Raw genomic sequence first — 18102 nt, 5'->3', positions numbered from 1 at the left:
TGAGTAAAGTATAGCGTGCAAACATCCGGATTAAAAAACAATTCAGCAATTAAAAACAATACACCTGTTCGTTGAATTTCTTTTTCTTTTTTATTCATTCATTCATTCGCAAACCAACACCATCATATAAACAATTATGGCTTCAAAAAAAGAAGATAGGGTAAAAAACAATTTTAACAGCATTACCATTTGCTTGTCGTCGCCCGATACCATTTTGGGGCGTTCGCATGGCGAAGTGCTGAAACCTGAAACCATTAATTACCGCACCTACAAACCCGAGCGGGACGGCCTTTTTTGCGAACGCATTTTTGGCCCCGTTAAAGACTTTGAATGTTATTGCGGTAAATACAAGCGCATACGCTACCGGCAAATAGTGTGCGACCGTTGTGGCGTAGAAGTAACCGAAAAGAAAGTACGTCGCGAACGTATGGGGCATATTAAATTGGTAGTGCCAGTGGTACATATTTGGTATTTTAAGTCGCTACCCAATAAAATTGGCTATTTATTAGGCCTGTCTTCTAAAAAGCTCGAATCAATAGTGTATTACGAGCGGTACATTGTTATACAGCCCGGCGCATTAGAAAATAAAGTGAGTAAATACGACTTGCTGTCGGAAGAAGAATACCTTGATTTATTAGATACCCTGCCCCCCGCCAACCAGCACCTGCCCAACGAAGACCCACAAAAATTTGTGGCTAAAATGGGGGCCGATGCCATAAAAGACTTGTTGTCAACTATTCAGTTAGACGACCTGTCGTATGCCTTGCGCGACCAGGCAGCTAACGAAACCTCTCAACAGCGCAAAGCCGAGGCATTAAAACGCCTTAGCGTAGTTGAAGCCTTCCGCGAGGCCAATTCGCACAGCGAAAACCGCCCCGAATGGATGGTTGTACAATATTTGCCCGTTGTACCCCCCGAACTTAGACCCTTAGTACCCCTTGACGGTGGCCGTTTTGCAAGCTCAGACTTAAACGACCTTTACCGCCGTGTTATCATCCGAAATAACCGCCTTAAACGTCTTATAGAAATTAAGGCCCCCGAAGTAATTTTGCGCAACGAAAAACGAATGCTGCAAGAGTCTGTTGACTCGCTGTTCGATAACTCGCGCAAATCGAATGCGGTAAAAGCCGAAAATAACCGCGCTTTAAAATCTTTAAGCGATGTGCTAAAAGGTAAACAAGGTCGCTTTAGGCAAAACCTGCTCGGTAAACGGGTTGACTATTCGGGACGTTCGGTAATAGTAGTAGGCCCCGAATTAAAGATGCACGAGTGCGGCCTGCCCAAAGATATGGCTGCCGAATTGTTTAAACCCTTTATTATCCGGAAACTAATGGAGCGCGGCGTTGTAAAAACGGTAAAATCGGCCAAAAAATTGGTTGACCGCAAAGAAGCCGTTGTTTGGGATATTTTAGAAAATATTTTGCGTGGCCATCCGGTTATGCTAAACCGCGCACCCACCCTGCACCGCTTGTCAATACAAGCATTTCAGCCCAAACTAATTGAGGGCAAAGCCATACAATTACACCCCCTTGTTTGTACAGCATTTAACGCCGACTTTGACGGCGACCAAATGGCGGTGCACTTACCACTAAGCAATCCGGCAATTTTAGAAGCCCAACTGCTTATGTTGTCATCGCACAATATTCTAAATCCACAAAACGGAACCCCCATTGCCTTACCCTCGCAAGATATGGTGTTGGGTTTGTACTATATTACCAAAGGTCTTAGGAGCACTGCCGATGCACCCGTAAAGGGCGAAGGTAAGGCGTTCTACTCTGCCGAAGAAGTAATAATTGCCTACAACGAACGAGTTTTAGATTTACACGCCCATATTAAGGTTAGAGTTAATATTAGAACTGATAAAGGTAAAATTGAATTTAAAATGATTGAAACAACCTGTGGACGTGTGTTGTTTAATCAGGTTGTTCCGGAAGAAGTTGGTTTTATTAACGAATTGCTATCGAAAAAAAATCTACGGGTAATTGTAGGTAATATCATTAAAGTGGTGGGTATTGCCCGCACCGCTAAATTTTTAGACGATATTAAAAAAATGGGCTTCGAGTGGGCTTTCCGCGGTGGCCTTTCGTTCTCGTTAAAAGATTTAGTAAACCCTCGCGGCAAATTAGACATGGTTAATATTGCCCGAGGCGAAGTAGAAGAAGCGCAGTTTAACTACGAAAACGGACTAATAACCAACAACGAAAGGTATAACGCCGTAATTGATATTTGGTCGAAATTGGGCTCGCGGATAAGTGAAGAGTTGATGCGTGGCTTTATGGATGACCGCCAAGGATTTAATCCGGTTTATATGATGTTCCACTCAGGCGCAAGGGGCTCGCAAGAGCAAATTAAACAACTTGCCGGATTAAAAGGCCTAATGGCAAAACCCCGGAAAGCGGGTTCAAGTACTGGCTCTGAAATTGTAGAAAACCCCATATTAGCCAGTTTTAAAGAAGGCTTGTCGGTACTTGAATACTTTATTTCAACGCACGGTGCCCGGAAAGGTTTGGCCGATACCGCACTAAAAACTGCCGACGCTGGTTACCTTACACGGCGTTTGGTTGACGTAGCGCAAGATGCAGTAATCACAATAGAAGATTGCGGCACCTTGCGGGGCATTGAAATAGAAGCCTTAAAAGATAATGAAGATATTGTTGAACCACTTTACGACCGGATTTTAGGCCGCGTTGCCTTATCAGATATTGTAAACCCCATAAACGACGAAGTAATCGTTATGGCCGGAGAAGAAATCAATGAAGATAAAGCGCGATATATCTCTGAAGAAACCGGAATTGAAAAAGTTGAAATTCGTTCGGTACTAACATGCGAAGCCGAGTTTGGCGTATGTGTTAAATGTTATGGCCGCAACCTAACCAATAACCGGATAGCACAAAAAGGCGATGCGGTGGGTATAATTGCTGCGCAATCTATCGGTGAGCCTGGCACACAGCTAACTTTACGTACCTTCCACGCAGGTGGTACGGCGGGTAATATCTCGTCTGATTCGAAATTAGAAGCCAAATTTGAAGGCATTATAGAGTTTGACGGCGTGCGCTGGGTTTCGAGGGTTGATAAAAATGGCAATACGGTTATTACCATTATTGGCCGTACCGGCGAGTTGCGTATTATGGACGAGGAGACTGGCCGCCAGTTAGTTAGCAATAACCTGCCTTATGGTGCTACTATGTTTGTAAAAGAAGGCGATAAAGTTGCAAAAGGTCAGCATATTTGCGAATGGGACCCTTATAACGCCGTAATTGTATCGGAATTTGCCGGGTCGATAACCTATAAAGATATAATTGAAAATATTACCTACCGCGAGGAAGCCGACGAACAAACCGGTTTCCGCGATAAAGTAATTATTGAAAATACCCGCGACAAAGGAAAAATTCCGGCTATTATTATTTACGATGGCATGGGTAACGAGCTTCGTACCTACAATTTGCCCGTGGGCGCACATATTGCCGTTGATGCCGACGACGCCATTGCGCCCGGAGAAGTGGTTGCCAAAATACCCCGTATGATTGGCAAAGTGCGCGATATTACAGGGGGCTTACCTCGTGTAACCGAACTGTTTGAAGCCCGTAACCCCTCGAACCCCGCCGTTGTTACCGAAATTGATGGCGCAGTAACTTTTGGTAAAATTAAACGAAACAACCTTGAAATAATTATTACCCCTAAAGAGGGCGAAGAGCGCAAATACTTAGTGCCGGTAGCAAAACATATTTTAGTTCAAGAGAACGACTTTGTTCATGCCGGCGCACCCCTATCTGAAGGAGCCATTACCCCCGCCGATATTTTGCGTATTAAAGGCCCCTTTGCCGTGCAACAATATTTGGTAAACGGTATTCAAGAGGTTTATCGCTTGCAAGCGGTAACAATTAACGACAAACATATTGAAGTAATTGTGCGCCAAATGATGCGCAAAGTCCAAATTGTTGACCCCGGAGATACCAGGTTTATGGAAAAAATGGCCGTTGATAAATTTGAGTTCATACGCGAAAATGACCGGATTTTTGATAAAAAAGTTGTAACAGATTCGGGCGACTCGCAAAAACTTAAAAAAGGTCAAATAGTTACCGTGCGCCAGCTGCGCGACGAAAACTCGTACTTACGCCGTAACGACTTACAGCTTGTAGAGTTTAAAAGTGCCATGCCCGCGACATCTATGCCGTTGCTACAAGGTATTACCAAAGCATCGTTAGGAACTGAAAGTTGGATTTCGGCAGCATCTTTCCAAGAAACAACCAAAGTGTTAAGCACTGCCGCTATTTCGGCAAAACACGACTACCTAATGGGCTTGAAAGAAAACGTAATTGTAGGCCACCTTATTCCGGCCGGAACCGGGCAACGCGATTTTGCGTCTATTATTGTGGGGCCAAAAGATGAAATGGAGCGCAGTATGGCAAATAAAACAACTGCTTATATTGAGCCGTAAATATTCGTTTGTTCTCAAATAAAATTAAAATTATTTGGTTGTAACCGGATGCTGTAATTAACTAAAATGCAGCATCCGGTAATTTTTTATTACCCATACAATTAATCAGGTTACATGTTTATTTAGACTGTACCATACAACCGTATATTTGCCAACAAATTATACGTTTTTAAAACTGTGCGCTAAACAAATGAAAATAGGCGTGCAATGGCAAGGTATCTAACTCGTGGCAGTAGTCGTAAGAAGGGGGGCGTTTGCTGAGTTTTATATTAGGAAAATATTTTGCCAGGATGCGCCACTGTGGGTCATTTTGTTCAATACGTCCGGATATTAAACACGTATCTGCCTCAAAGTTAAATTGGGTATAGCGGGCAATATTTAAGGCATAATACAATACATCTTCGGGGGTTTGCCAACTGTAAGTATTTTGTACCAATAAATTATTAGGCCGAGCTACGGTAACCTCAATGTAGTGTTGATGAAAATTTAGGTGCATTAAATTATTAGGTGTTAAGGCGCTATGGGTAACAACTGCACGCAATGTATTTGAAGTTGTGTGGCGCATTTTTTGCTTTTGGTGGTAAAACCCATTCAGCACCTCTTCAATCTCGACTGGCACTGAAAAAACGTTTGCTAATTTAAGCAATACCATTTGGTCGTAGTATAAATTAGATTTTTGCTCGTTTTTATTATTGAAGTAAAAATATTCCGACAGTTTTTCGTCGTCAAAAAAATCTAACGGAATTAAGGTATTGGGGCTTAGTTGTGAAGTAACCGATACTTTTTTAAACTTTCCGGCCAAAGCTGCCTCCTCGCGCATAAAGCGCCGCAAAACGTTTCGATAGGCGGCTGTGCTAATGCCGGCGGGTAAATTATACGATTTTAGGTACACCACTAAATCGCGGTCGTCTTGTATAATTAGGTAGGCAATCTCGGACTTACCTAAAAACAGCATTAACCGGTGTAATTCTGCTTGTTCGCCCGGTTGGTATTTATAGTGGCAAATTTCGTGGTTAATTGATAAATTAGTAAGACTGGCCATGTTTTGGTACAATAATGATTGGGCTTTTAGCTATCTAATGCGCTAAGTTAGTGGTTTTGAGGCAAATAATATTCAATATATGATAATTGTTTGAAAAAACGGTTGCATCCGGACTATGAAACTGCTTTGTGCCGTTTAAAACTATCTTTTAGTTCTTTGTCTTCTAATGAAATAGTTAAGGAGACTTAAGTTTTATTTATCCGGAAAAAATACAATTCGCTTAACTTGCAGGTTTGGTTTTAACCGGCAAAAATCCTAATTTAATATCGTTTAACAAATTACCCGCAGCGTAAATGGTAATATATTGCCCGGGCTGTAATGCCACCTTATTTTGTTGTGCATAGGTTTGATTGTTCTGAGCATTTTTAAGCGTTACATCAAAGGTGTCGGCGGGGTAGGCCTGCCAACCGCTAACCATGTTGGGTATGGCAGTGGGGGCAAATACCAAAGTATCAGTAAAAAAAGTTTGCGTGTCATTAGATAAGGAGAGGGTAAAAATTGCTGTATCTATTGCCGCCGCCGCATGTACAAAGCGAACCCATGTTTGATTTTCAATTGGTTTAGGCAAACTGTCGAGTAAAATTAGGGCAGTTGTGCTGGCTTCTATTGACAGGTCTTTATCAATAGCTATTAAAGTGTAGGCTTGGTTTGCTACCCAAGAAGCCGTTCCGCTAAACACCACTTGATTTGAATTGTTGGTTGCGTTGAAACTTAAAGGCCATTTTCCGGACTCAAAAAACAAGTAGTTACTGTCGGTGGGCAATGCGTTGTTCAGGTTTAAATTTTGAGCAATGGGCTTGTCGTTAATATATAAATCGAGTGCCTGATTTTGCTTTGTCGCGGCGTGGGCAACTACAACATAAGCTTTACTGGCAATAACCTCCTCTTCGGGGTCGTTTGTTGGGCTACAGGCATTAAACAGGCAAAATAATAGTATAAAAAACGGCAAAACTTGCAGCAAATTATTTATTATGTTTTTACAAACGCGCATAAGAGCAAACCCAATTTTTTATTTTAATAGTGTAATTGCGTTTAGAAGATAGAAGTTTTGCAGGCTGCCTAAACACAATACAAGTCATATTTGCATTTTACACAATGTTATTGTGATTTATAAAATTAAATCCGGAATTTTTAGCATAAAATACACAAGTCAACACAGCGTAAAATATAAATGTAAGATTTGTATTAAAATTTTCTCTCCGGATAAAAACAGCCAAATTAAGTACAAAACCCCGCACCCATCTCACATTTTACATCTCGCATCTCACATGTTTCTTTTAGCATATAGTATTATTTTTTTACTGCCACTTTGGGTAAACCATTGCGTTGTAGCAGTTCTTTTGCTAAGTTTAAGTAGTTAATTGCGCCTTTACTTACTACATCGTACATAATAACCGATTTGCCAAAACTTGGTGCTTCGCCCAAACGGGTATTTCTATGAATAATGGTGTTAAATACCAAATCGCCAAAATGCCGTTGCACCTCGCTAATTACCTGGTTCGAAAGGCGGAGCCTCGAGTCGTACATTGTTAGCAAAATACCCTCGTAGGTTAAAGAGGTATTAAGTCGCGATTGCACAATTTTAATGGTATTAAGCAGTTTCCCTAACCCTTCTAAGGCAAAATACTCGCATTGCACGGGCACCAATACCGAGTCGGCGGCGGTTAGTGCGTTTAAAGTAATTAGCCCCAACGAAGGCGAGCAGTCTATAATAATAAAATCGAACTGGCTTCTAAGCGGGGCAAGGGCATCTTGCATTAATTGTTCGCGGTTTTCTATATCTACCAATTCAATTTCGGCACCTACCAAATCTTGGTGCGAGGGCAGCAAATATAAATTTGGGGCATCTACATCGGCCATAATAACATTGGCAATATCTTCTTTGCCAATAATACATTCGTAAATACTGGCTTTTACCTTGCGCGGGTCAACACCCACGCCCGAGGTTGCATTAGCTTGTGGGTCGGCATCAACTAACAAGGTTTTGTATTCAAGCAAAGCCAAACTTGCCGATAAATTTATTGCGGTAGTAGTTTTGCCTACGCCTCCTTTTTGGTTGGCTATGGTTATAATTTTTGCCATGCTTATATTATAGATAGGGTCTGTGGTGTTTTAATGGTTTTCTTTATTTCAATTTCCTATTAGAAACAAAGTAATATATTTATTAAATTATAATATACTGCCAGTTGTTAAACAGTTAGTTACAACTCAAAGGTTTGCCCTATTTTTGTGGGCAAAATCAGCGGTATGCCCGCTTGTTCAAAATGTGCCTTTACCTCGTTGTGCGAAACGGCAATGTACGGAAAAGTATCAAAATGTACGGCAAAGGCGGTTTTGCAACCTGTCCATTGGGCGCAAGTACAGGCATCGCGGTAGTCCATGGTAAAATTGCTGCCAATTGGCAAAATAGCTACCTGCAGCGGGTTAGCATAACGCGGAATTAGCTGCATATCCATTGTTAAGGCAGTATCTCCGGCAAAATATAAATTGCCTTCGTTAGTGCACACAACAAAACCACCCGGATTTCCGCCATACGAACCATCGGGCATATTACTGCTATGGATGGCATTTACATAACGCACCGTTCCAAACTCAAACGCCCAGCTACCGCCGTGGTTCATGGGGTGGTTATTGGTATAGTTATATTTGTTGGCAAACCAGCTCACCACTTCAAAATTTGAAATTAATTGGGCATTATTTTGTTGTGCCAAGGCCAAGGCATCGGCTACATGGTCTTGGTGGCCATGCGATAAAAAAATATAGTTGCAGGCAATACTTTTTAAGTCAATATGCTGGGCATTAGGATTGGGTGATATAAACGGGTCGAAAAGCAAACGAGTATTTGCTATTTCAACCAAAACCGTACTATGCCCATAAAAAGTAAGCTTCATACTTCCGGATAAAAAAAGAAAAAATAAGGCTAAGTAAAAAAATACAACAAGCCCAAGCTATCTGCAAAGGTACAAATTTTTAATCAAATCAAGCAGTTTGCTCAAATACCGTCATGCTTCATGGCAAGGACATTCGCGTTATTAAAACATTATTTTTGGAGCTTTGTTTAAAGGTAAAACACCTTGCAGTTTACACCTGGTTTAAGTTTTTTTGTTGAGTTTTGTTAAGAATTTATTTTTTTGAGCTATCATTTTAGTAAAGTCGTATCTTTAAACCTTGTTTTAGTTTTTTATTCCACCAAACATGCTAATTTTTTTCAATTATGCAAAAACCTTACTTCCTAAATTACTTTCAGGCATTTTTATCGCTGTTTTTGTTAGCAGGATTTTTTAGTTCATTACCCACACAAGCACAATGCGGCGACAGGTTTATGCTGCCCATTTTTGAAACTATTGATATAGATAACGACATTGAATACGGCAGCAATACGGCTATTAGTGGCAATAAAATTACCTTAAAATTTGACCTTTACCAGCCCGTAAACGACACGGCAGCTATGCGGCCATTAATTATTTTGGCGCACGGCGGTACTTTTTTGGCCGGAAACGAAAACTCGCCCGATATTGTCCAATTAGCCGATTCATTGGCCCACCGGGGATACGTGGTGGCATCTATTAATTACCGTTTGTTATCTATGCCCGGAGACTTGGCTTTTCCGTTAGACTCGTTATTTACCCTCGAATTAGTAAAAGCTGTTGCCGACATGCGCTCGGCTATTCGTTATTTTAAAAAAGATGCTGCCACCATCAACCAATACCGCATTGACCCCGAGCAGGTTTGGGTAGGCGGCGCCTCAGCGGGTGCCATATTGGCCTTACACACAGCCTATTTTAACGAAGCCGGCGACTTAGACTATTTTAAAAACTTTGATGTATTGGCCATGGTTGAAAGCAACGGCGGATGGGAAGGCGATAGCGGCAATAATGGCTACGACACAAAGGTAGCTGGTGTAATTAATTTATGTGGTGCTTTGGGAAATGCCAATTTTATTCAGCCCGGAGATGTGCCCGTTGTAAATTTACATGGCGATAAAGACAAGACTGTACCTTATAATTCCGGATGGGCTAAAGCATTAGGGCTCAACGTTATACAATTAGATGGCAGCAATATTATTCAAAAACACTGCGACTCAATAGGTGTGCCCTCTGCCCTGCTTACCTTCGAGGGGCAAGATCACATGGCACATGCAACACCCGAAAACTTTCCAAAATCGCTTGAATTTATTGTCAATTTCCTTTACGAACACGTTGATTGCAACGATTTGAATACGGCTACAAATCCCAACCCCAAAAATCCTGCCTCAAAACCTTTAGTTCAAGCACAATATTTACCTCAGTTAAACACCATCGAAGTTAAATACGCTGTTTCTACACCTGCCACAACAACAACCTACAACAATACCACTCCGGCAAAAATACAATTGGTTAACGCCATAGGGCAGGTAATAAGCAGCCAGCAGATATTGGCCAACCAAGAGGGCGTTTCCGTATCTTTTCCGACAAATTATTTACCTAAGGGTTGGTATGCCGTGCAAGTATTACAACCAGCAAGCAATAACCGAATTGCTTCGCAAGGATTGATTGTTTATTAAGGCATAGCGCGTTTTTAAACCGAGTTGAACAAAAAAAAGGCCCTCAAACCATTTTGGTTTAAGAGCCTTAAAAAGCCTCAAATGTGTTTAACTCCCAATGCATGAGAATTCCACCTCGAATTGAATATCAAATCATTCAATAATCAACGATGGACAAGTATTAACTAACAAATGCCGTGCCAACTTGCACTCTTATAGGGAAAACTACCCCTGTAAAGTAGTATCTCACTGCCGCCCCTGCAAAGGAGAGGAAACTCCTCTACGTCCCTTCAAAGAGTGGGAATTAATAGAGCAAGAACTTAACCCCTCCTATCTCCGGATGGTTTTGAAGGCGGCAGTAATACATTCCGGATGTAAAGTTGGCGGTGGTAAACGTGGTGGTTTTGCTTCCGGACAAAGGAATGGTTTTAACCAACTGCCCTTGGGTGTTAAAAATTTCAAGGGCTACACCTTGATTTATTAGATGGGTATAGTTGGGGTTGAGGGTTATGGTGGCGGTTTGGTGGGCGGGGTTGGGGGTTACTCCCCCTAACGCCCTTGAAGGGGAATGCCCCCCTTCATCCGAAACTCCCCATTGTTGGGGTTTAACCCCCGAAACGGTATCGCAAACATAGTTGCCGCAGGTATAACCATTCTCATCAATTGTTAATAGCCACGCGCAAGTATGTTTGTTGTATTGGTCGTATATTTCGCCGCAAAGCACATATGTTTCGCCGTCGGGTTGTGGCTTTATATCGCGGATATAACTCGATACATCCCCTTCGGGTGGATAACCCGTAACATAATAATCGGGTAAAAAACGCATCCATATTGTATCGCCTTGTAAATTTAACTTCATAATGGCTCCATGATGGCCGCTCCCTTCTTCCTCCTCGTTTTTCCATGAGCCTGCAAAAATTATGTTCCCATCGTGCGAATAAGTGCTGGTAGTAAAATAATATCTATAGAATTTCCCCTCACCCTTAAATAGCCATTTCTCCCATACTATATCACCAGTGTTTTTATCGGCTTCAATTATGTGCAAGCCCTTTGTGTAATAATGTACGGAGTCTTCACCCATCATAAAAAAATAATTGCCATTGGGTAGCGAAACAATATCTTGGTAAAGATACGCATTTGAACTTGAGTCGGCATAAGTATGTTCCCATAAGACCTCGCCATCTGGATTAATTTTAATCAAATGCAAATCGCTTTTTTGCTCGTAAGGAAAAGGCCAAGGGTAGTAGCCGCCGTATTTGGTACAGTACAATACATAATTACCGTCTTCATCTACCAAGCCCGCCCAAGCATTTGTGTATAAACCTTTAATATAATACACATCTGTGGTGTCAGAGGTGTAGGTTTTTTCCCATAGTTGCTCGCCATTGTTGTTAAATTTAGCTGCATAAATTTTGTGTTTCGACCATATATCGGGTACTTTAGTTAGCCCAACTGTTAAAAACCCCTCATTGGGTATAAGAACTATTTCTGACATATAATCAACTGCTGTGGTGGGGTATTTTTTGTTAAAATAGGTTTTATGCCATAATACTGTTCCCGCAGTATCGAATTGTATCAAGTGGTATCCCCGCGAGTCGGGGTATCCGGGCAGGGTGGCGTTTGCCAATAACGTATAATAAATGCCCTCGTTTGCCACAAAATTTTCCCATATAGCTATCCCAACAGTGTCTTTCCACAAACTTTTGGTCCACATTAGGTTGCCCTCCATATCGTATTTTTGGGCTAACACATCAAAATGTGGCGATTTGGTTGTACGGGTAACCGTTAAAAAGCCATCGGGTAGGGGGTTTACATACTTTAACGTTAAGTACGAAGTATCGGTATAATATATTTTATTAAACAAATTGGGGGTTTGGGCTTGGGTTGTGTTGCTAAAAAAAGCCCATATTGTTAGTATTAATAGTAAGTTTTTCATAATAACAAATAAACTCCCACCCCATTGCTATTTGAAATGGGGCGGGGTGTTTTAAATTAAATTAACGAATAATGGTTAGTTTTTGTGCAGCTAAGGTTTGGTTATTAGTGCTTAACACAACAGTGTATATGCCATTAGGCAGGTGGTTTATGGGTATTGCCATTTGGGTTGTGTTTTTTGCCATGCTTTGTACTTTAACAAGTTTGCCCACGCTATTGTAAAAACTCAAATTTAGGTTGCCCAAAACGGCATCGTTTATAACCGAAGCGTCAATATGTATTGTTAATTCTTGGCTTGATGCTGGGTTAGGATATAGCTTAAATACGTTGTTGGTAGGGTTGTTAAAGGCTACCCTGCCATCTTGTTTGTTGTGCACAATACCGGTAGTATCAGGCAGGTTTTGGGGAATACGGGCGGCAACAAGCCCTGTGCTTAGGCTATCGAATATTTGGGTATAGGTTCTGCCATTGGCGGCAATGGTATCGGCAACTTGCGCATAGCCCAAAACAGGGTGTAATAAAATGGCAAGTAAAATGGTTAATAATTTTTTCATGATTAGAATTGGTTTTAAATGGTTATTTATTAGATATGTCAAAGCGTCCTTCAGTAATATATACTAATTCGCCGCGGCTGTCCATGGCGGTAAATTCAAAACTTCCGGCAAGTATTTTATCTTTTGCATAATGCACGCATACCCAGCCTTTGTTAATGGCATCGGTATTAAATTTAGAGTCGGCAAACACATAATCGTCAACGGGTAGATAGATAATACCTACCGTTTTTTCTTTTTGGTTGAGTTCAAAAGTGTCCTTTGTTAAAGTGTATTTAAAATAAACATAGACAGTTGCTTTTTTAGGATATTCCTCCCTAGATTCTAGTTCAACTAAGGTATCGTTACTCCAAAATCTATAACTACTTTCAACCCCTTTGGTGTCAAAAGAGTTTTTTTCTATAGTTCCCTCGGCTATAAATACCTCGCCATTTATTTTGCAGGCGAAAATATTTTTACCTTCTTGGGTGTAGGGGGGTAGTTGGGGCGGGTCGGCGGGTTGTTTGCCGCACCCTATAAATACAGCCAATACTAAGGTGGTTAAAGTTATTAGTTTCATGTTGTTAGTTAATTTGGTTATTTGGTGGGTTAAAAAATGTCTGAACCATGATTTTTCGGCAGGCTCAATTCATCGTTTTCGGCAAGCTCAATTCAGCGTTTGTATGATTTTAGGATTAATACAATTCGCTATTGCCCTAATCCTATTCATCTTCTACTCCTACTAATCCTAATTCAGACAAAGGGGCGGCGGTTTCCCCACTTGGGGGGTGTCCGCAAGGACGGGGGGTAGGGGCAAATACAAGGCGAGGCGCAGTGGTAGGGCTTAGTATTTACCCCAGCACTTGCTTAAAGCGCGGGAGGTGCCGGTGCGGGGGGGCAGCAATAAAGCAAAAAATCATAGCAAACGGCGGGGTTATATGGTTAAATATAGCAGCAATTTACGGCATTTATTTTAAGTTGTATGTGTTTGGGCAAAAAAATCAGGCTTTTCACACTTTTTTAGCCACTACTTATTGCAACCTATATCCGAATGATTTTTTGCTGTTTTACCAGCCTACCCATCCGGCCGGATTAAAAAACTCGGGTTTACTGCCACCCACTAATTTTGCCATCCCAAACCGTAAAATAGCTTGGTCGCTACCAGCATCGGGACTTATTTTGCCGATAGGCTGGTTTTTATTAACAGTTTGTCCGTCAACAACCAACAACTCACTTAAATTTGAGTAAACAGACAAATAATTGCCGTGATAAACAATTACACTTTGTACACCGCGAACAGGCGGCGGTATTTTTATTGTGCCATCAAATATTGCTGTCACACTGGCCGGCCCTGTGGCAGCAATTGTTATTGTTTTGTTGTTCTGTTTGACGGCACTGTTTAGGTAGCTTTGTTGTAAGCCATAGCCCATTATTACCGTACCATTTGCTACTGGCATAGGCATTGCACCTTTGTTTTTTAGTAGTTCGCTGCTTATTTTACTATTTGTGGTATTGGCTGCAACGTTATTTGGCGCAAGCCGTTGGCGCTCGGCCTCGCGGATTATAAAGTCTTGAATTTTAGCTAATATACCCTCGTATTTTTTTTGTTGGGCAGCCAACTGCTTTACTAAGTTTTTTTCTTGCTTGTTAAGTCTGGCTAAAATCGCTTTTTGATCTTCTTCGGTTTGATTTAGTTGCTCTATTTGCTGCTGCCGGCTGTTAAGTATTACACGCTGTTGGGCGGCTTGTGTATGGTAGTCGTTAAGAACAGCAGTTAAAGTATCATGTTTGGCAAACAGGGTATCAAATTGTTGCCTGCGCCATTTCGAAAAGCGTTGTAATTGTAAGGCATGTCTAAACCAAGCATTAAAATCGCTGGCCGAAAATAAAAAAAGTAAATCGTTATGTTGGTGTTGGCTTAACCAGGTGCGCCTCACATTAGCCACGTATTGGGTTCGCAAAAGGTCAATTTGTTGCTCAATGGCTGTAATTTGGGCTTGGCGTTCAGCTATATATTGGTCAAGTTCGGCTAATTGTTCGTTTATATTTTCGATGGCGTTGGTTTGATTTCCAATTTGTCGCTGAAGCAAATCAAGTTCAGCGATTGACGATTTTTTATTTTGTCTCTGGCGTTCAATTAGGTCTTGAGTTTGGGTAATTTCTTTTTGTGTCTGTTGTTGATTTGCCTCTAACTTCTTAAGTTGTTTATTTTTATTGTTTTGCGTGAAGGCAACAAAACTAAATATACTGCCTGTAAGCAAACATAGTAAAACAAAAAAATGCGGTATAAAGCGCCAAATCATCCGGATTAAAGTTCGTTTTTGAACTTTTTTTACGGAGTTTAACGGAGTTTTGTCCTCAATTTTATCATTTTTGAGTGTTTGGTGCTTTATCATATCTTGCATCTTTACAATTTGTAAACAAAAATAGTCATTTTTTTAGATGTGGACACCAAAATAAACAACGCCAACCAGTATTTAATAAATAAATTACTAATTGGCGTTGCAGTTGTTTGGGTATGCAGCTTTGGTTATACTACATTACACCGCGCTTTTATTTGCTTTTACTTGGTTACAACAAACCCGCGATTTACTTTTGTACCGTCTGTTAGTTGGAAGCTAACCTGATACAAGCCTTGGGTTAAATTAGCAGTTGGCATTTGCCAAGTATAGTTGCCAGCCCCAGCATTGGCGTAAGTTTGGGTTTTTACTACCTGGCCATTGCTATTTGTTACACTGATGGTTAAATTAGTATTTTGTTGTAGGGTGTAGTTTAATGAAACTGCTTCGGGGGCAGGATTTGGATAGGCCTCACTAACAACACTATTGTTAATAGGTTGATTGATGCCATCGCTTAGGCCTTTTTTAACAATTACCCGGATGTAAAGGTCAGAGTTAAAACGTTGGCGGTAAGGTGCCCATGCGCCGCTTAAAATTTCAAAACTGGTGCGCGACACAGGGCTTTCTTCCAACTCGTCGGTGGCAAGGCCAATGCCTGTTGTTTCCATTAACCACGATACAAAAAAGCCACCATCTTTGGCATAAACTGTAACTGGGGTTTCAAAATCTATGCGGTTCCAGGCGATGGGTGTAATGGCATCGGCAGCCATATCTTTTTCGGCCAAAACTGCGCCGGGTTTGCCGTTGTCATTGGCTAAAATTTGGCCTCTGAAACCAGCCGTTATACTTGAAGCGCCAGATTCGGGCACTACAAAATACTCAACACCCACAATTTCGCAGGCATAAAATGGAGGAACAATAAACATGCCGGCACCCTCGTCATATCCGGTAGAGCCCGTCCACGATACAAGGGTTTCGGTGCTTTCATCACCGGCGGTAAAGCTAAGGGGTATTTCGCCATTAGCTGTCGAGTCAACTACTACAATTTCGGCTTTTTTAGTATTATTGCCGGGGTTAATATCGTCGTTGGCATTTACGGATACTTCGTAGCTATACCATCCGGGTGCTACGGCTATAAACGCATCATCGGGGGCAGTAAATTCTTTTGTTTGTACCTCGCCAACAGTTAATCCGCTGGTAATAATAGCTGCCGGAGGGTCAGAGTAATAGGCGTCTCCATTTTCATCATAAACCTGTGCATTGATAATTACAAAATCGGCGGCTGGAATGGCTACGTTGCCACCATTTTTAACGGCTGCTTTTAGCTTAATTTCGTCTCCTTTAAGTACAAAAGTACCTTGGCTTTCTGTATTTTGTAAATAGGCTGGGTAAACGTCTTTAATATTTACTAAAGCTTTGGTAGGTGCATTAAATATAACACAAGCTCCCGATGGGGGAGGAGCACTATACGTCATACCCAAACCAATTTTTCCGGAGCTGTTTTCTAAACCAACTACCATTGGCACGTTCCGGTATAAATATTCATCGGCTAATTTAGAACTGGTTTCTTTGTAATTAAAGGTTATTGAAGTGTCTTTTGCCGAAAAAATAACTTGGAAAGTATTACTTCCGGTATATTGTGGTTGGTTGTCTGTCCAAAATGGAACATTTTCGTAGCTTACAATAAAAGTATCAATATTGTTGCTCCAAGTATAAACTTTACCCGGATTTTTAGGCACCCCAGGTTGGTTTACGCTCGATAAGGTTAAGTCGCAAAGCAAGGGGGCAATATAGTTGTTTTGCTCGTTTTCGGTGGGTATAGGATTAAAAGTGGGGTTGGCGCCCGAAGATATTTGAATTGCGTCAAAAGCAACGTAACCGTTAGAGGCAATATACAAACTATTCATAGTGCTCCAATAATACTGAAAGTCAATACCCATATTGACAGGGCCTACAAAATTATCGTCGGCAAGTCCTTTTACTTCGGTGCCTTTGGTGGTAATATCAATCCATGGGCTATTAATGCCGTCGTTGGCTAATTGATAAGTATAGCCATACTCGTCATTACGTGCAATAAAATAAGCTGTTGTTTCGCTGGTTTGTTGACCTCCGTTATTTTGCTCAAAAAACTGAAGTGATAGAATTGGCGAACGTAAATCAAGCGAAAACCATTCATAACGAATAACTTGTTGGTCTAAAAAAATATTATTTGGGTCATCGGGGGCTTCGTCGTGGCGTACTTGGTCAATGCGCAAACGGGCTACATTATTAAATGTTCCAGTTGGCAAAATTAAGGTACCCCAACCATCGTATTTTACGGTACGGCTTGTACCCGATTCAATTAAAATAGCGCCGTTGTTTATGGTATAAGTGCGGCTCATGGTGTCGGTAAACTCGTTTTGGTAGTCGAATGGGAATTTATACAGTTGCAAATTGTCTAAATAGGTAAACAATAAGGTTTCGTCGGCATTGGTGGTGCCGGGGTTGTCAAACTGTCCAAAGCCCACATCAAAAGCGCCGTCGTTAGTTGCTTCAAAATAGCCATAGTCGGTAGTACTTGCCGATGCTACATTGGCGGTAGGAAAATCATCCGGAAAATCGGTGTTTTTAGGGTCAATATAAGTAGGGGTAGCGCCAGGGCCATCGACAAGCACCTCGCTAAAATCCCAGGTAACATTAGCCCCCGACTCGCCTTGAGTAACGCCTTGAGCATTGCAAAACATTGCCGGATAAAAATCGCCTACTTTAAAAAAGCTTTTATCGCGGGTAAGGGTGGGTTGGGCTACGGCGGTGCCGGTAATAACCAGCAACAAAAAAACCATTACCCATTGTGGAAAATTGTAATTAAATTGTTTCATTAAAATGTATTTTTTATGATTTATGTATTTTTTGGTTGAGTTTTTTCTAAAAAGGTTTAACTTGCAAAGTTACTAATTCACAGCGATTTAAAAAACTATTTTTCCGGATTTTACTGTTGAGCTAATAGTGTTTGTCGCATATAAATACAGTTAGAGTTCCTATAAACCTTTTTTTTACCTACCTGTTTCCGTTTTTAATTTATTCCGGATAAATGATTTGAAGGGATAGACAGCTATTTAAATTGGCAAAAAAGTAATACTACAACATACTGTTGGCACAACGAAAAATTGATAAATTGCGTTAATAGGCTTGGTTTATATACTTGAGTTGTTTGGTTAAACATCAAGTTTGGGCTTAAAAATAAACAAAAGTTTGGTTTTGCGCGAAGATAATCTTACCTTAACGCCACTTTATTATCATTAGCTAAAAACCAGTCG

General features: G+C 41.1%; 11 protein-coding genes. 2 read left to right on the top strand and 9 right to left on the bottom strand.

What is annotated here, in order from left to right; genetic code table 11:
- The first annotated feature begins 136 nt into the window (after positions 1-136).
- Positions 137-4438, top strand: coding sequence for a DNA-directed RNA polymerase subunit beta' (gene rpoC, locus IPI59_05895; protein ID MBK7527082.1), 4302 nt, complete (start codon positions 137-139; stop codon positions 4436-4438).
- 169 nt (positions 4439-4607) lie between these two features.
- Here rpoC and IPI59_05890 read toward each other — a convergent pair whose 3' ends face one another.
- The 4 genes from IPI59_05890 to IPI59_05875 all read right to left on the bottom strand — a co-directional run bounded on the left by IPI59_05890 (position 4608) and on the right by IPI59_05875 (position 8371).
- Positions 4608-5480, bottom strand: coding sequence for a DUF3822 family protein (locus IPI59_05890; GenBank protein ID MBK7527081.1), 873 nt, complete (start codon positions 5478-5480; stop codon positions 4608-4610).
- A 220-nt stretch (positions 5481-5700) separates the two neighbouring features.
- Complete coding sequence (locus IPI59_05885; GenBank protein MBK7527080.1) at positions 5701-6441, bottom strand: DUF4397 domain-containing protein; 741 nt, start codon at positions 6439-6441, stop codon at positions 5701-5703.
- 329 nt (positions 6442-6770) lie between these two features.
- The gene (locus IPI59_05880) at positions 6771-7562 is read right to left on the bottom strand and encodes a ParA family protein (protein MBK7527079.1); all 792 of its coding nucleotides are present in this window, start codon (positions 7560-7562) and stop codon (positions 6771-6773) included.
- Between the two features lie 119 nt (positions 7563-7681).
- Complete coding sequence (locus tag IPI59_05875; protein MBK7527078.1) at positions 7682-8371, bottom strand: metal-dependent hydrolase; 690 nt, start codon at positions 8369-8371, stop codon at positions 7682-7684.
- A gap of 323 nt (positions 8372-8694) precedes the next feature.
- Here IPI59_05875 and IPI59_05870 point away from each other — a divergent pair, with 323 nt between their 5' ends.
- Complete coding sequence (locus IPI59_05870) at positions 8695-10023, top strand: alpha/beta hydrolase (GenBank protein ID MBK7527077.1); 1329 nt, start codon at positions 8695-8697, stop codon at positions 10021-10023.
- A 283-nt stretch (positions 10024-10306) separates the two neighbouring features.
- On the opposite strand, the gene IPI59_05865 is transcribed toward IPI59_05870, so the two are convergent.
- The 5 genes from IPI59_05865 to IPI59_05845 all read right to left on the bottom strand — a co-directional run bounded on the left by IPI59_05865 (position 10307) and on the right by IPI59_05845 (position 17664).
- A complete protein-coding gene (locus tag IPI59_05865; protein MBK7527076.1) occupies positions 10307-11938 on the bottom strand; it encodes a T9SS type A sorting domain-containing protein in 1632 nt (543 codons plus the stop codon).
- A 61-nt stretch (positions 11939-11999) separates the two neighbouring features.
- On the bottom strand, positions 12000-12491 hold the full coding sequence (locus IPI59_05860) for a T9SS type A sorting domain-containing protein (GenBank protein MBK7527075.1): 492 nt from the start codon (positions 12489-12491) through the stop codon (positions 12000-12002).
- Between the two features lie 22 nt (positions 12492-12513).
- Positions 12514-13047, bottom strand: coding sequence for a hypothetical protein (locus IPI59_05855; GenBank protein MBK7527074.1), 534 nt, complete (start codon positions 13045-13047; stop codon positions 12514-12516).
- 487 nt (positions 13048-13534) lie between these two features.
- Positions 13535-14863, bottom strand: coding sequence for a peptidoglycan DD-metalloendopeptidase family protein (locus tag IPI59_05850; GenBank protein ID MBK7527073.1), 1329 nt, complete (start codon positions 14861-14863; stop codon positions 13535-13537).
- A gap of 167 nt (positions 14864-15030) precedes the next feature.
- Positions 15031-17664 (bottom strand): T9SS type A sorting domain-containing protein, encoded by a 2634-nt coding sequence (locus tag IPI59_05845; GenBank protein ID MBK7527072.1) that lies wholly within the window; start codon positions 17662-17664, stop codon positions 15031-15033.
- Between the last annotated feature and the right edge of the window lie 438 nt (positions 17665-18102).

This window comes from Sphingobacteriales bacterium (assembly GCA_016706405.1).
Lineage (GTDB): Bacteria > Bacteroidota > Bacteroidia > Chitinophagales > UBA2359 > BJ6.
The sequence above is the reverse complement of the archived record's forward strand: the minus strand, read 5'-3'. Positions and strand labels throughout refer to the sequence as shown.

Coding starts and splice junctions, on each gene's coding strand:
- rpoC (MBK7527082.1), top strand. CDS start 137: ATGGCTTCAAAAAAAGAAGATAGGGTAAAAAACAATTTTAACAGCATT.
- IPI59_05875 (MBK7527078.1), bottom strand. CDS start 8,371: ATGAAGCTTACTTTTTATGGGCATAGTACGGTTTTGGTTGAAATAGCA.
- IPI59_05890 (MBK7527081.1), bottom strand. CDS start 5,480: ATGGCCAGTCTTACTAATTTATCAATTAACCACGAAATTTGCCACTAT.
- IPI59_05870 (MBK7527077.1), top strand. CDS start 8,695: ATGCAAAAACCTTACTTCCTAAATTACTTTCAGGCATTTTTATCGCTG.
- IPI59_05865 (MBK7527076.1), bottom strand. CDS start 11,938: ATGAAAAACTTACTATTAATACTAACAATATGGGCTTTTTTTAGCAAC.
- IPI59_05880 (MBK7527079.1), bottom strand. CDS start 7,562: ATGGCAAAAATTATAACCATAGCCAACCAAAAAGGAGGCGTAGGCAAA.
- IPI59_05845 (MBK7527072.1), bottom strand. CDS start 17,664: ATGAAACAATTTAATTACAATTTTCCACAATGGGTAATGGTTTTTTTG.
- IPI59_05850 (MBK7527073.1), bottom strand. CDS start 14,863: ATGATAAAGCACCAAACACTCAAAAATGATAAAATTGAGGACAAAACT.
- IPI59_05855 (MBK7527074.1), bottom strand. CDS start 13,047: ATGAAACTAATAACTTTAACCACCTTAGTATTGGCTGTATTTATAGGG.
- IPI59_05860 (MBK7527075.1), bottom strand. CDS start 12,491: ATGAAAAAATTATTAACCATTTTACTTGCCATTTTATTACACCCTGTT.